The following is a 14,478-nucleotide window of genomic DNA, read 5'->3' as shown; positions in this document are numbered from 1 at the left end:
CATATTATAATTAATGAGTTAGGTAAAATAAGGTGAGTTTCCTAACTCGATACATTTATCTTATTGCTCGGTAGGATGGGTTAGAGTTGATGTTGAACTTTTGATTTTAGATAAGATAAACAGTAGATAATCTTTTCAATAAATCATAGGGCTATTGTTGTATTCCAATAGATCATTCATATAGTTAACCCGCATAATCAGTGGCTTTACTTATAGCACGTAGCAGCCTTGTAATCAGTAGGTCGCCAGCGGTTTAACCACTGGCAGTCGACATCATTCATTCCGAAGCCTCAACAGAAATATTGAGGCTTTTTTATATCTACATTTGTTACACTCAGTTGAATATCCGTAAATAATAAAACAACTTACTACTATAAATAGCCTCATTACACTTTTGAACATTTCAAAAACATTTTTCAAACAACTTCAACGCATACCAAAATATATACTTTTACCATTAACATAAGTTTGAAGGTAAATATAATGCATAAATTTTTAGGTATGATGATTATAACTTGCGGGCTTTTTGCCTGCGGTAGCTCTGATTCAGAGAAAGAGAATCAAACGCCAATAAATGACTCAACTCAATTCACACAACTACGCGATACCATAAAAAGTGACCTTGCTAATAATAATGCAGCTGCTGTGTCGGTAGCTATATATCAAAACGGTGAAATCGTTTTTGCTGAAGCTTTTGGAGAGAAAATAAAAGGTAACGGAGAGCCCCCTACTCCAAATACCCTTTTTCAGATGGGCTCTACCACTAAAATGTTTACGGGTTTAGCTACATTACAATTTATACAACAAGGTATGTTAAGCACACAAGACAAGCTCGTAAATACATTGCCTGAAATTCAATATCCCGCTGCTCAAACACTTAGCTGGCAAGATGTAAATATTCAGCACCTATTAACGCATCAAGGTGGATTTCTTGATAATTATATTGGCAGTGAGCCTAATAGTTCTCTCGTTGAATATATGACCTCTACTTATCCTTTACAAAACTTGCAAATGAATCCACCGGGACTTTTCCATAATTACAGCAACCCTAACTGGTCGTATTTAGGTGCGATAATTGAACACCTCAGCCATAAATCTTTTACCGAACATATGCAGCAAAGTGTATTTGAACCTTTAGGAATGCAACGTACATCGATAAATCGCAATAGAGTTATTTCTGATGGTGATTATGCGCTAGGCTTTCAAACAGACGGTGTAAACGAAATATTTATAAATAATATTAATCAAATACCTGCAACCCCTGTCGCCTCACCTGCTGGTTCTGAAACGTGGTCAACGCCTACAGAAGTATTAAAAATGGCTGATTTTTTACTTAACGGAAATTCGAATATTTTATCAGAGCAGTTGCGAACTGAAATTACCGCACCTCAAGTAAATACTGAATTTGCTGGATTGCCTATGCATTATGGGTATGGCGTTTTTGTTGATGATGGTTTTATGCATAATGACCAATGGTACCCTGAAAAAGTTTGGCAACATGGTGGAAATACAACAGCTTATACGAGTTTGTTTTGGATATTACCGGAGAAAAATATTGCTGTATCTATAATGAGCAGTGGTGCTTACAATAATTTTGAAGCTAGCATGATAACAGCGTTAAACGCTGTTATAGAGTTACCTATTGCTCAAGCTATACCTGTTACTGAATCAAACCCTGATCTATACGAAAAACATGCAGGAACATATAATTTTAATATTGGCCAGTTTACGCTTATTGTGAATCAAGAAAATGATCAACTCAATATCACCATTCCAGAGCTTGACGCATCCAATGCTCCCTATGAAAAAACACTTACAGCTATTGGTGACAAAACATTTATTGCTGTGATAGAAAATGAAGAGCTTATTATAACCTTCTTACCTGAAAACGCTGATGGAGAATCTGTGTACATGAGACATAGAAATTTAGTTGGGATCAAAGATGGATATTAATTTACACCTAAAATACGGTCAAGTAAGACAGTTCACCCTATTAATTCTTTGATATACTTTTACCGTCTCCAACAAAAATATAAGCAAGGCAAACCATGCAACAACACTTACAAACATTGATCAACTTATTGCAAAAGAACGACCTTAAAGCCTTGCTTCAACATTACGTAGATTCGAGTGAAACCGAGAACACCGCTCAGTTAGCTTTTATGTTTCAACAAGGGGAAATAAAGCACGCTAATTTTGATTATTATCAGCAATTGGCGACAGGCTTTATTGAAACCAAAGGTTTATCGAATTCGCTTATTACCAAAATAAAAACAAGCAGCACGTTAAACTTTTTCACGCCAGCGTTACAAATAGGCGATAACTTTAAAAAAACAGATCAGCAACAGCGTAATGTTCTGCATTACTTATTTACTAACAATAAAGTGCTCTCTACTCGCAGTCAGCCGCCCTTTAATTATTTACGCTCTATGATGTTGTTTGGTAGTAATAACGCTTTACGTGATGGGTTGTGCCAACGTGATGAGCAAAACCTAACTCCTATTGAAGCTTATTTATTTACCAATAAAAATTTAACACCGTTAGCCACTCACGAACTTACCGCTTTATTGGCCTTAATAGAAATTGAAGGTAAGCAACAAGCCGTAGATCAAACCAACTACTCTCTTTTCATACCGGCTATAGGTGATATTTTTCAAGAGCAGGCGTTAGTCGTTACTCATGAATTACAACGTATTGTTTTAATTGCCACTTATTATGCTGTATCTACTTCGCAGATTTTCAATGATATTAACTCAATAAAAAAATAGCCTGAAATTGATTATCGATTCAGTATTATCTACATCAAATTTATTTAGTTTTATTTAAAAATCAATCGCTACGATAAAAGCAGGTTATTAATATTTAGTCTATTCTTATATAAATATCTAAATCAAAAGTATCTGCATTTGTTAATTAAAAATAATTCAAAATTAAACAAGCGCATGCAGCAAGATGCTGCCGTATTATTGTATGGCAATGCTGTTGCGGGTATTTTTGTAAGCTTATTAACCTCTACATTTCTTGTTTTTGCGTTTACTTACCCTCAGGTTGATCCCCTTAAAAAAGTCTGGTGGTGGGGAATGCTCACATTGCTTACTTTAAGGTTTTTAGATGTTTTATGGTGGAAAATAAAATTAGAAAACACTGAGTTTGATGGCCAGAAATCAATTACTCACTTTACAATTGGCGCTAATATTACGGCAATTATGTGGGCAATTTATTTAGTTTATTGCACAACACAACATAATGATGTTCAGCTAACAACAACCATTATTGCAATTGCCGCTATGGCTGGAGGTTCTGCTACTGTTCTTGCTGGCCATAAATTTACCGCTATGTTTTATCCTTGCGTGCTGCTTGCTCCAGGTTCAATAGGTTTACTGTTATCAAAAGAATCATCACTTCAGTTATTAGGTATTTTGGGCTTATCTTTCGCTTTAGTGATGTTTATTATTTCAAGAAAATCTGCCAACTTTACTCGCCATACCTTATTTTTAAAAAATGAGAACTCGGTACTCATTCATCGTATGGAAGAAAAAGTAAAACACCGTACACAAAAAATTTATGAGCTTTCAAACCTTGATCCTCTTACCCACTTATTCAATAGAACGGCTTTTTTAGAGAAGTTAAAATTTATTACAGAGCACTCTAAAACGCCTTTTGCATTATTGTTTATTGATTTAGACGGCTTTAAAAAAATAAATGATTCTATTGGACATAAAGCTGGCGATGTTATTTTAAGAAAAACAGCAGAGCGTCTTAACCAATTTACGCAAGATAATCAGCTTTTATGCCGCTGGGGTGGCGATGAATTTTTAATTGTATTTGAAGATACTGTTGAAGCTACCGCAATTGAGAAATCTAAACAGTTAATCACTCTTCTTTCAGAGCCCCATAATACTGAAAATAGCGTTTTGTCTGTAGGTGCGACTATAGGCATTGCACTTTACCCAACTCATGCCACCACAGAAGAACGCTTGATCCAATTAGCTGATATGGCTATGTATTATCAAAAAAAGCACATGCGATCGACTGTAGGGATATTTACTGAGCAAATGGAGAAAAAGTTTAGTTATGAGCTATTTTTGAAAAATGCATTAACCCAAGCAATTGCACTCAATCAACTCAGGTTAGTATTTCAACCTATCGTATTATCTAAAAACCTTAAAATATCAGCCTTTGAAGCACTTATTCGCTGGCAACTTAATGATGAAGATATCCCGCCCGATGAATTTATTCCTATTGCTGAACAATATGGTTTAATTATTGAAATAGGCGAATGGATTCTAAGAAAGTCCTGCGAACAAGCCAGTAAATGGAATGCCGAGCAACAAGTTGCCGTGTGTGTAAATGTTTCAGTGCTTCAACTACAAGATGAACGCTTTATCTGTATTGTAGAAAGTGCACTATCTAACAGCTTACTACCTGCCAAATTGCTACATATAGAAATTACCGAATCAGTTTTCGCTTCCGACTTAGCCCTTATATCGAATCAAATTAAATGCCTTCAAGCGATAGGAGTTGAAGTTTCTATTGATGATTTTGGTACGGGATATTCCTCACTATCAGCCATACAAGACTTAGCCGTAAACATAGTAAAAATAGATCGATCCTTTGTGAACAAAATAGACAGTAATGGTAAAGCAATTATATCTGCCGTTATGCATATATCCTCAGAACTAAACTTCTTAGTTGTTGCAGAAGGCATAGAAACTCACGAGCAAGCTCAAGCTTTATTACAATTAGGTGTTCATTACTTTCAAGGGTTTTATTACTCTAAACCGATAGAAATTGAGAATATACAAGATTATTTAAAGAAAAATTTAGAAAACTAAACAATTTTCGTATTCTTATTTTCAGCCGTGCACGTTAGCTAATTATCCTTATACAACTTAAGCCATGTTCACTCCTTCCTTAACGTTTTTCAATAAAAACATCCCTTCTACTCGTAACCACAATGGCTTGATTAAAAATCTACATTGAAAACACGAATGATAACAGTTATCATTTGCGAAAATATTTTATGTTGTAGTATTATTAGGAAATTCTTGATGTTTAAAAGAAATAAATTAGCTGTTTGTTTATCCCTCCCCTCTTTGATTGTTTCAGGTCACTTAGCTGCTCAACAATCCACGGATGACATTGAAAAAATAGAAGTTACAGGACGTGCACAACAGTTCTATTTAGAAACGGAAAGCAAGATCGGCACTAAAACTAACATGTCATTACTCGAATTACCTCAATCAGCACAGGTATTAACCGAACAACTTATTATTGATCAAGCAGCAAGAAACATAACCGACCTTTATCGCTCTATTGCAGGGGTAAGTGAATTTAGTTATTCAGGCGTTACTTTCCGTGGTTTTCGCGACGATGCCAATGTATTTTACGATGGTGTTCGAGGTGACCCTTATTCAGGTTTTGGTGTTCCTCAATTATTCAATGTAACTCGAGTTGAAGTACTTAAAGGGCCAGCATCAGCTTTATACGGTGGCGGTGAACCTGGAGGTATGATCAACTACGTAACTAAAAGCCCAAGCTTTAATGAAAAACGTGAACTTAAGTTAACATTGGGTGATTACGCTACCCGTGGTGCCTCGTTAGATATGACAGGTGCTCTTACTGAAGACACCGCTTACCGATTAGGAGGGTTTTACGAGCAAGAAGACAGCTTTAGAAATAACGCCGACGCAAAAAATACAGAAATTGTTGGTGGCCTAACCTTTAATTTAGGTGACGCAACAACATTAACAACCACTGTTGATTGGATTAAACAAGACTTAGGTGGCAATCGTTTACGTGGCGTTCCTGTAGATGACAACGGCAACTTCCTTGTGCCTCCTTCTTATAATGCCAATGAAAAAGGCGATTATCAAAATATGGAAGCTTTAGTGCTTCAAGCTAAGTTAAACCATTATTTTACTGACGATTTTTATGTCGATTCAACCTTGCGCTATTTAGATAACGAGCGAAGTCAAGGTTATCATGAGTCACGTAGTTGGGTTGATGTAAACGGTGATGGCGTTGCCAATATAGACGATCAAACTATTCGCCGCGAATACCGTAAACAATATCGCGCGAATAAAGAACTTAGTTTAACAACTGATTTCGGCTATTTACTTAACAATGGCAATATAGAACATCAATTATTGTTTGGAACAGATATACACACCGTTGATACAGAATATGATTATGCCTTAGCTAAATACGAAGCGGCAGGCATAAAGAATTTGAATATATTCACTCTGAATTATGGACTAACTGATCCGTCTACTTATGACTTAGTTGATCAAGAACGTGATGGTGTCGACTCAGACCGTTTTGGGATTTATCTACAAGATGTAATAAAGTTCAATGAAAAATGGACACTAATCGCAGGCCTAAGATACGATCACTTTAAAGAATACAATCAAGAAACGGGTTATAGCTACTCTGATCATGATGTTACGCCCAGAGCTGCTTTAACTTATCAACCTAAAGACGATTTATCTGTTTATATTAACTATTCAGAAAGCTTTAATCCTACTTCTGCTAATGATCAAGAAGATGTCATTAGCGATGGAAGCTTACAACCAGAAAAAGGTAAACAAACTGAAATAGGTATGAAGAACTTTTGGCTTGATGGCAAAATAATGAATACCTTTGCTATATATCGTATAAACAAAGAAAATGTAGTAATGGCAAACCCTAACGACACAGGTACTGGAGATGGTATTCCTGCGCTACTCAATATAGGCGAAGTAGAAAGTAACGGTTTTGAAACAACCATGGTAGGAGATATTACCGATAATTGGACCATTACCGCCAATTACGCTTATAACGATACACGCGTAATTCAGGGTGTTACTGGAGTCAATATAACAAATACTTTTGGTGAAGGTACCAAATTTGCTAATGCTCCACGTCATCAAGTAGGGCTTTGGAATAGATTTGAACTTGAATCGATTGATTCATCTATCGCTTTTGGTTTGAACTATGTCAGTGAACAACTCAGTTTGGCTGGTCAAAAAGTTAAACCATTTACCGTGTTTGATATGAGCTGGACAAGTCGATGGGATGAATTGCTATTAAGCATTAACGTAGATAACCTTTTCGACAAAGAATATGCGGTAAGTGGTTTTAGCGAACGCAATGGCCACTTCCCTGGTAGCCCTAGAAAAGTTATTGCTCAATTAACCTATCAGTTCTAATGCTTTTGGGATGGCTCAACAATTAATTTGATACCATCCCGTTTTACTTTAAAAGTCGCTATTCACAGAAAGTAGTACACATCGTTTTATGAAACAAAAAGATTGGTTTTCGCTGCATCACTGGGCAGGCTTTCATTTAAGCTTGCTGCTTTCCTTTATTTTATTAACAGGTACTTTTGCGACTATTTCTACTGATATGGATTGGTTAGCAAACCCATCAATTCGTGCAGAGAAGCATTTAACCCAAAAACAAAATTTAGATTGGCCAGCCTTACTAAATTCTGTCAATAAAAGTGTGCCTAAAGCACAAATATTAAGCATTCATCGCCCTCCTATGCCGTGGCATAACATCGAAGTTATTGCCCGCGATAGCCAAGGTGATCGATTTAGAATTTATCTCGACGCCTATACCCATAAAATAACAGGGCAAGGTAGATGGTTAAATTGGCAACGCCTATTCCGACAAGTACATCGCCACTTAATGTTAGAAACTCAACTCGGTATAACCATAGTAGGCCTTTTTGGCTTAGTTATGTTTTTTATATTTATTACCTCTCTTTATACTTATCGACATTGGTGGCGCTATTTTTTTTCGTTTAAGAGAATAAAGTGGCCATCAAACTCATCACAAATCAAAGTTAAAAGTAAAGCAGCGGGGAAAAAACGTAAGTTTTGGTCTGAACTACATAAAATTGTTGGTTTATGGAGTATGTGGTTCCTTCTTGTTATTAGTATTACAGGTGTATGGTATTTAATTGAACGCTGGGGTGGTGCAGCTCGTTATGATGAAATTGTAAAAACGACAGTTGCTCATCAGTCTGAACGCCATGCTCAGCCTTCACCGCTAGCACTATCCAATACCATTCAATATATGCGTAACAATTATCCTAAGTACGTTATTAACCAAATACGGTTTATAACTAAAAAAAATATCATCGAAATAGCAGGACAAGAACATGCAATACTAGTGAGAGACAGAGCTAATAATAAAATATTTGATGCTTTTAGCGGAGCTTATCTAGGAGGAATCAAGGGAGAAGATCTAAATTGGCACTTTCGGATATCTGAAGCTGCCGATCCATTGCATTTTGGCACTTTTTCTAGTTGGGTATATCGTTACGTATGGTTTGGATTTGGTCTCGCATTATCCTTGCTTAGCTTAACAGGTGTTTATATGTATTTACTAAGATTAAGACAAACTAGCGCTTTGATAACACTTGATAATATAAGTGGCTTACGTATTTTATGGACTAAATCTCATTGGGTAAAATGGCCTAGCATGGCCTTAATACTAGCCTGTAGCTATCTAATAATTTGTGACTTTCTTATACCAATAATTAATTGAGCAATTCTACTGATTTACACCTTTGTACCCGTTGTCATTAAGAATTAGGTTTTATTAAAAAAGCCTGATTCTCTCCAAAAACACGGTATTATCGCTTACAATAAGCGCTACAATAATGTTTTTCTGTAATTTAAGATTCTATGTACATCAATCCAGCTTGGCGCATATTAACCATAGGAGACGGTGATTTATCGTTTTCTTGTTCTTTATTAAAAAATTATTGTCCAAAAGCGTTAACAGCGACTATTTTTGATGACTATGCCTCGCTAACAGCTAAATACGGCGAAGAGCATTTTCAGCAATTACAGGCTCAAAGATGCGAAGTACTTACGGGTTTTGATGTAACTAACAAGCAAACATGGGAACAACTAAACAAACAACAATTTGATGTGGTTATTTTTCAATTTCCGCTAATACCTGCATTCAACTCCGCTGAAGATTATCAGCAACAGTGTGCTAACGTGAGTATGAATACCTTACATCGTCGTTTACTTCGCCAGTATCTATTACATTGTTTTAATGAGTTTTTAGATAGTAATGGCGCGCAACTCGCTTTTATTACCTCAAAAGATGTAAAGCCCTATAGACAATGGAATATTGAGCAAGCATTAACGCTAAATACCGATATTAATTACCTTGGCTATATACCCTTTGAAATAGAAAACTTTCCTGGTTATAAAATAAGAAATGTTGACCGAGATAAACACGTGAAAGACACACAAGGTATTACTCATGTATTTAGTCGCCTAATAGCTACTGAGCTTGATAACAAACTAACTATGCCCAAGTACCTACGTAAACATTATTGTAGTGGCTGTCGAGTTGGCCCATTTCATACCGAACAAGATAGAACAAACCATATTGCTAGTAAAAGGCATCAACAAATGGCATTGTTTGAACAGCAGTGGCTGAGGGATATTGAACGGTAGCATACTTCGCGCTACTCAAGTTTCATTTGAATACTAAAATTTATTTAAAAAAAAGCACCAAAATGATGTTTGGTGCTTTGTGTAAAACGACTATTTAAAAGTAAATGACATTATTTTTGTAATTTACGTGTTGTTAAAACAAATACACCTAATGCAAAAATAACAAGTGTTGACGGCTCTGGGACTGAAACCTGAAGTGAATTTGATGCAAATAGAATATCATCGTAACCTATATCATCATTACCATCAGCACTAAAGTCAAAGGCTATAGAACCAAATTTTGAGCCATCATCGGTTTTAACCCCCATGAAAAACGTACCTAAGTTTTGGAAGTTTAAACCTTCTGCAACACCAGATAAAGAACCTAAAAGTGAACCAGTACCATTAACCCCTGAAAAAACTGAAATAGTAAAGTCACCTCCTGTCCAAACATCAAATGTACCTATACCTGCAGCAAAGGCTCCACTTGTAAAACTTAATGTTAAAACGCCAGTGTTATTTATCTCTAAATATTTTGAACTTTGATGAACACCTTCACCAGGAATAGCACCAATAATGTTCCCATCAATAACACCAGCACCATCTTTAATAGTTTGATTATTAGATCCAGTAGAGGTAATTGATATGCCATCAGAACCAAGATATAAACCTGAATCTAGTAAACCAAGGGCATGTGAGTCAAAGTTTACATTATTATTAATTTGATACCCATCAGCTAATACGTCAGAAGTCCAATTTACCGAATTACTTGAAGGATCTGATGTATAAAAAACTAATCCCGCACTTGCCATATTCGCAAATGATGTAACAGATAAAATTAATACGACTTTTAAAAATTTCATATATTCCCCCTTTAGTTACCTTTTATGATTTACACTTATTTTTAAACTAATGGTTGCAACCATTTTAATTTAATGGCAGCAAATATTAAGCCAATAACAAAAAACACCTTGCTTTCATCAACTTAAAAGTTTACCAAAGATTTCAACGTTACTTTTTGTAAAAAAACGTGACATTAGCTTCTTCTCCAAATAAAGACATATATACCAATAACACTCAGTACATTAATCTTAATTCGAGATAATATATTTCCAATCGGTTGATTTAAAATAAAAGATGATAAATCCAAATAATACCTACATTGTTTATTATGTTAAAATTAATAACTTTTGTATTCAGAACTCACAACGCTCTCAAATATCTATCCCCCCATTTTTCTAATTCTCTAACAACAGGTTCAAGCGTATTACCTAGGTCTGTTAAAGAGTATTCTACTTTTGGGGGAACTTGAGGATACACTTCGCGATGCACAATGCCATTTGCCTCTAAATCACGTAATTGTTTCGTTAACATACGTTGCGTTATATCAGGAATAAGACGCATAAGTTCATTAAAACGGCGCGTATCAGAACATAGATAAAACAAAATCATCCCTTTCCATTTACCACCAATAAGATCCAATGCAGTTTCAGTTGGACAAGCATCTTTTAATATTTTAGGCATAATTTACCTCATTACAGTATACAAAATGTATGTATAGCACAAAAATGTGCATTCTTATAAAAAAGAAACCATTACGTTAAGCTAATCAAACTCATCAATCACAGAGATTAACGTCAATGCTTAACAAAACATTAATTTTAGAAAACACAGCAATTAAACAACTAGCACTTAAAAACAAAACCGTTGTTGCTCCCATGACTCGCGTTAGTACGAAGGGCGATGGCATACCCACCCAACAAATGGAAAAATATTATCAACGTTATGCCAAAGGTGATTTCGGACTAATAATAACGGAAGGTACATACACTGATCGAACGTTTTCACAGTCATATCCGAACCAACCAGGTATTACAAATGATGAACAGCAAAAAGGCTGGGAAAATATAACTCATTCAACTCATGCCGCTGGTGGAAAAATTATAATGCAACTGATGCACGCAGGAGCTTTGTCTCAACATTTATCGAATACGCGCGGCCCATCGTCTATTCAACCGATAAGACGAATGTTAGAAGGTTACAGTAAAAAACAAGGGCATTATCCTTTACCGCAAGCGATGAATTTATCTGAAATTGATGAGGTAATTAATGGCTTTTGTAATGCAGCTATGCGTGCAGAGAAAGCAGGTTTTGATGGAATAGAAGTTCATTCCGCCAATGGTTATTTACTTGACCAGTTTTTAACTGACTATACCAATGAACGAGAAGATCAATATGGCGGAAGTTTAGAAAACAGATGCCGTTTAACCGTTGAAATTATTGCATCGATTAAAAAAGTAGTGCACGAAAATTTTATTATTGGTGTTCGCATATCACAAGGGAAAGTAAACGACTTCAACTACACTTGGCCTTATGGACTCAGCGATGGAGAGATTATTTTTACTGCTTTAAAAAATGTGGGTGTCGATTACATCCATATGGCAAGTGAAGGAAAAGGCTTTAATCATGGATGCCTTACTCGAAATGGCGAAAGTTTACCTAAATTAGCCAAAGAACTTACAGGGTTAACCATTATAGCGAATGGGGGTTTAGATAACCCGAACGAAGCTAACCGTATAATTCAAAATAAACATGCAGATTTAGTGGCATTAGGCACTGGAGCTTTGGCTAATTTTGATTGGCCAACTCGATTAAAAAACGATATTGCCATAACTCCTTTTAACCCTAACATGTTTGCTGAAGGCGTAACCATTGAAGAACAATTTAAATGGGAAGAAAGTACAAATGCCGAGTAAATCACTCAAACGCGACTTGCATGTAACGATTAAGTTTATCGTTAGTGAGTCTTTGCGGTGATATTTTATCAACTATCTCAAGCGCTTGATAAACTTTACTTAAACCTACTTTGTCATCGAGCGGCATAATTTCAAAAGCGTTGGTATTTATCACCTCTGTTAATAGAGAAAGTGAATTCGTCAAAGACTCTTTAAATTCAGGGTCTTTTTTTGCTTCTTCTACATCAATTAAAATTGTTTTTGCCTGCGATAATGCACTTTTTAAAGCGGTAAGTGTTTCACTTTCTTCTTCTGTTTCTTCATCATTATCTGCGTTGTCAGCATTCACAACTTCATCGACGTTAGCTGCATTTAAACGTTCTAAAAAGTCACCAATAAAAGAGGCAAGATTTTGGCTGGATAGATCTTTTGATGCCGCTAATTCTTCATCAGACAATTGGGTATGAGTTAAATTGGCATATTCTTCTTTCGAAATTAGCCCGAGTTGATAAACACGCTCTTTTAATGAGTCTACGTCCTCAAAATTGAGTCCTCCTTGCCCAAAAAATTCATTACTTAATGAGCTTATTTTTTGTGCTCGCGTACTCAAATACAAGTTTGGACTATCACTCGACGTATCTTCCGTATTAACTGTAACATCTTGTATATGTGCAGCAACAATGTCATCAACTTCAGATGTGTTAGACGATAAGGCTGGGCCAGTATTAAATAAACTGTTGAATAAATTAATGTTGTTGATCATAGGTTTTCAACAAAAAATTGACGTGTGTAAACCTAAAGCAATTACCATTCCTTAGTTGAAGTTAATCTTCGCTACGTTTCGCCTTAAATTTGAGCGTCTTTTTCACAACTTAGAATTTCGAAATATTTCTGCGTATTGATTAAATGGATGTTTATCGAGCTCAATATTTTTAGCAACTCGTTTTGCGTTTTGTTGAGGATGTTTGATTGCGTGTTCAGAGTCTGACATTTTCAAATAAATGCCATGTAATATATCGTCTACATCACCTTCTTGGTGTACAAGGCCACGTATATATTTACGTAACGCTTGCGACAGCAAAGGGATAGATGATAATGAAGTTTTCATAGATAAAGCGTTAGTTCAAAGAACTCATAATTAGAATACCCGCGAAGTCTAACGATGTATGATTACAATTTTATGACTTGGTATATACCCGTTACCAATCAAGAGGCTATTTCAGAGTGCTTGAGCGATATCAATTCAAGGCAATGCTTTGCAATAATGGTCGTCCCCTTATAAAAATCATTGTTGATGAAGTGATTTTGCTCAAGCGCTTCTTCGATGGGTCTAAAAACAATTTATGCTACGTTATTAACTTTAGTCAGGTTCCTACACGGATGTAGGACATTAGGGTAACGCAGGAGCAGTTACCGAGAATAACCATGACGTAAACTTAATGCCTTGCATACATGGATGTAGACCTTATATTTTGTTTGGAACGTAAAATCTGTGCCTAAATTGTTTTTAGTTCCCACTGAAACCTGCATCTTGAATGATAACGGGTATAAAGATTATAGCTGCACATTCATTGATTGATTTTGGCTTCTTACTTCTGAGGGTTGTTCATCAAACAATAATCTAAACTGTTTACTAAAGTAACTATGTTCAATAAAACCTGACTGATAAGCTACTTCCGAAATAGGTAATTGAGTTTCAATCAATAATCGTCTTGCATGCTCTAAACGTATTTGATTAATTAACTGCTTAGGCGTTTTCATTAAATATTTTTTGAATCGACGTTCTAGTGCACTTACCGATAAACATGCGGCATCAGCAAGTTGTTGAATTTTAATATCAGACTTAAAGTTCTCTTTAATAAAATTCACTGGCGCATTAATCGCTTGAATATCTGACAATACTTGCGAGTTTTTCTCTAAATGTCGTGTAATACCGTACGAACCAGTGATATTACCTTGATCATCAAATATCGGACGTTTAGAGGTTAAAAACCAAGCAATATTGCCTTGTTTGTCTGAATTTAGTTCTAGCCTATCGGTAATAAGCTCTCCATTCATGACCTTTTTGTCGTCGGTAATAAACTGTTTAGCGATATGAGGTGGGAAAAAATCATAGTCTGTTTTCCCTAATGCATGTTCTAAGCTTTTAACTCCAATTTGCTCTAAATACACTGTATTTGCATACTCTATTCGGCTGTTTATATCTTTTAACCAGAACAAAACATCTGGCAACAAGTTAAACATTTGAAGTATTTGTTGTTTTTCTGTGGGTTTTATAGATTGTTGTTCTGTCGACATAT

At 35.6% G+C, this 14,478-nt stretch carries 12 protein-coding genes; 7 read left to right on the top strand and 5 right to left on the bottom strand.

Going from position 1 to position 14,478, the window contains the following annotated elements:
- The first annotated feature begins 483 nt into the window (after window positions 1-483).
- The 6 genes from ACM9HF_RS16935 to ACM9HF_RS16910 all read left to right on the top strand — a co-directional run bounded on the left by ACM9HF_RS16935 (window position 484) and on the right by ACM9HF_RS16910 (window position 9,464).
- Window positions 484-1,953: a serine hydrolase domain-containing protein gene (locus ACM9HF_RS16935; protein WP_473611839.1), complete on the top strand. Its 1,470-nt coding sequence runs from the start codon at window positions 484-486 to the stop codon at window positions 1,951-1,953.
- A gap of 95 nt (window positions 1,954-2,048) precedes the next feature.
- Entirely contained in the window at window positions 2,049-2,768 is a 720-nt protein-coding gene (locus ACM9HF_RS16930) for a hypothetical protein (RefSeq protein ID WP_473611835.1), read from the top strand.
- A 138-nt stretch (window positions 2,769-2,906) separates the two neighbouring features.
- On the top strand, window positions 2,907-4,835 hold the full coding sequence (locus ACM9HF_RS16925; RefSeq protein WP_473611831.1) for a putative bifunctional diguanylate cyclase/phosphodiesterase: 1,929 nt from the start codon (window positions 2,907-2,909) through the stop codon (window positions 4,833-4,835).
- A 216-nt stretch (window positions 4,836-5,051) separates the two neighbouring features.
- A complete protein-coding gene (locus tag ACM9HF_RS16920) occupies window positions 5,052-7,190 on the top strand; it encodes a TonB-dependent siderophore receptor (protein ID WP_473611827.1) in 2,139 nt (712 codons plus the stop codon).
- A gap of 88 nt (window positions 7,191-7,278) precedes the next feature.
- Window positions 7,279-8,535 carry a PepSY-associated TM helix domain-containing protein gene (locus tag ACM9HF_RS16915; protein WP_473611823.1) on the top strand — a complete coding sequence of 419 codons (1,257 nt, stop codon included), beginning with the start codon at window positions 7,279-7,281 and terminating at the stop codon, window positions 8,533-8,535.
- 140 nt (window positions 8,536-8,675) lie between these two features.
- A complete protein-coding gene (locus tag ACM9HF_RS16910) occupies window positions 8,676-9,464 on the top strand; it encodes a class I SAM-dependent methyltransferase (RefSeq protein ID WP_473611820.1) in 789 nt (262 codons plus the stop codon).
- A gap of 110 nt (window positions 9,465-9,574) precedes the next feature.
- Here ACM9HF_RS16910 and ACM9HF_RS16905 read toward each other — a convergent pair whose 3' ends face one another.
- Window positions 9,575-10,306, bottom strand: a complete 732-nt coding sequence (locus ACM9HF_RS16905; RefSeq protein WP_473611816.1) for a PEP-CTERM sorting domain-containing protein — start codon at window positions 10,304-10,306, stop codon at window positions 9,575-9,577.
- A 340-nt stretch (window positions 10,307-10,646) separates the two neighbouring features.
- On the bottom strand, window positions 10,647-10,967 hold the full coding sequence (locus ACM9HF_RS16900) for a winged helix-turn-helix transcriptional regulator (RefSeq protein ID WP_473611812.1): 321 nt from the start codon (window positions 10,965-10,967) through the stop codon (window positions 10,647-10,649).
- Window positions 10,968-11,083: 116 nt separating this feature from the next.
- Here ACM9HF_RS16900 and ACM9HF_RS16895 point away from each other — a divergent pair, with 116 nt between their 5' ends.
- A complete protein-coding gene (locus ACM9HF_RS16895; protein WP_473611808.1) occupies window positions 11,084-12,199 on the top strand; it encodes an oxidoreductase in 1,116 nt (371 codons plus the stop codon).
- A gap of 1 nt (window position 12,200) precedes the next feature.
- Here the strand turns inward: ACM9HF_RS16895 and ACM9HF_RS16890 are convergent, their stop codons facing one another.
- The 3 genes from ACM9HF_RS16890 to ACM9HF_RS16880 all read right to left on the bottom strand — a co-directional run bounded on the left by ACM9HF_RS16890 (window position 12,201) and on the right by ACM9HF_RS16880 (window position 14,476).
- The gene (locus ACM9HF_RS16890) at window positions 12,201-12,941 is read right to left on the bottom strand and encodes a hypothetical protein (protein ID WP_473611804.1); all 741 of its coding nucleotides are present in this window, start codon (window positions 12,939-12,941) and stop codon (window positions 12,201-12,203) included.
- Window positions 12,942-13,043: 102 nt separating this feature from the next.
- Window positions 13,044-13,286 (bottom strand): hypothetical protein, encoded by a 243-nt coding sequence (locus ACM9HF_RS16885; protein WP_473611800.1) that lies wholly within the window; start codon window positions 13,284-13,286, stop codon window positions 13,044-13,046.
- Between the two features lie 446 nt (window positions 13,287-13,732).
- The gene (locus tag ACM9HF_RS16880; RefSeq protein ID WP_473611796.1) at window positions 13,733-14,476 is read right to left on the bottom strand and encodes a helix-turn-helix domain-containing protein; all 744 of its coding nucleotides are present in this window, start codon (window positions 14,474-14,476) and stop codon (window positions 13,733-13,735) included.
- Window positions 14,477-14,478: the final 2 nt, after the last annotated feature.

The sequence above is a fragment of the Colwellia sp. RE-S-Sl-9 genome (assembly GCF_048296855.1).
Classification (GTDB): Bacteria; Pseudomonadota; Gammaproteobacteria; order Enterobacterales; family Alteromonadaceae; genus Pseudocolwellia.
Note: the sequence above shows the minus strand (reverse complement) of the source record. Positions and strands in the feature narration are given on the sequence as shown.

Excerpts from the sequence above, each read along its gene's own strand:
- ACM9HF_RS16935 (WP_473611839.1), top strand. The coding sequence starts at position 484 with ATGCATAAATTTTTAGGTATGATGATTATAACTTGCGGGCTTTTTGCC.
- ACM9HF_RS16930 (WP_473611835.1), top strand. The coding sequence starts at position 2,049 with ATGCAACAACACTTACAAACATTGATCAACTTATTGCAAAAGAACGAC.
- ACM9HF_RS16920 (WP_473611827.1), top strand. The coding sequence starts at position 5,052 with ATGTTTAAAAGAAATAAATTAGCTGTTTGTTTATCCCTCCCCTCTTTG.
- ACM9HF_RS16915 (WP_473611823.1), top strand. The coding sequence starts at position 7,279 with ATGAAACAAAAAGATTGGTTTTCGCTGCATCACTGGGCAGGCTTTCAT.
- ACM9HF_RS16910 (WP_473611820.1), top strand. The coding sequence starts at position 8,676 with ATGTACATCAATCCAGCTTGGCGCATATTAACCATAGGAGACGGTGAT.
- ACM9HF_RS16905 (WP_473611816.1), bottom strand. The coding sequence starts at position 10,306 with ATGAAATTTTTAAAAGTCGTATTAATTTTATCTGTTACATCATTTGCG.
- ACM9HF_RS16900 (WP_473611812.1), bottom strand. The coding sequence starts at position 10,967 with ATGCCTAAAATATTAAAAGATGCTTGTCCAACTGAAACTGCATTGGAT.
- ACM9HF_RS16895 (WP_473611808.1), top strand. The coding sequence starts at position 11,084 with ATGCTTAACAAAACATTAATTTTAGAAAACACAGCAATTAAACAACTA.
- ACM9HF_RS16890 (WP_473611804.1), bottom strand. The coding sequence starts at position 12,941 with ATGATCAACAACATTAATTTATTCAACAGTTTATTTAATACTGGCCCA.
- ACM9HF_RS16885 (WP_473611800.1), bottom strand. The coding sequence starts at position 13,286 with ATGAAAACTTCATTATCATCTATCCCTTTGCTGTCGCAAGCGTTACGT.
- ACM9HF_RS16880 (WP_473611796.1), bottom strand. The coding sequence starts at position 14,476 with ATGTCGACAGAACAACAATCTATAAAACCCACAGAAAAACAACAAATA.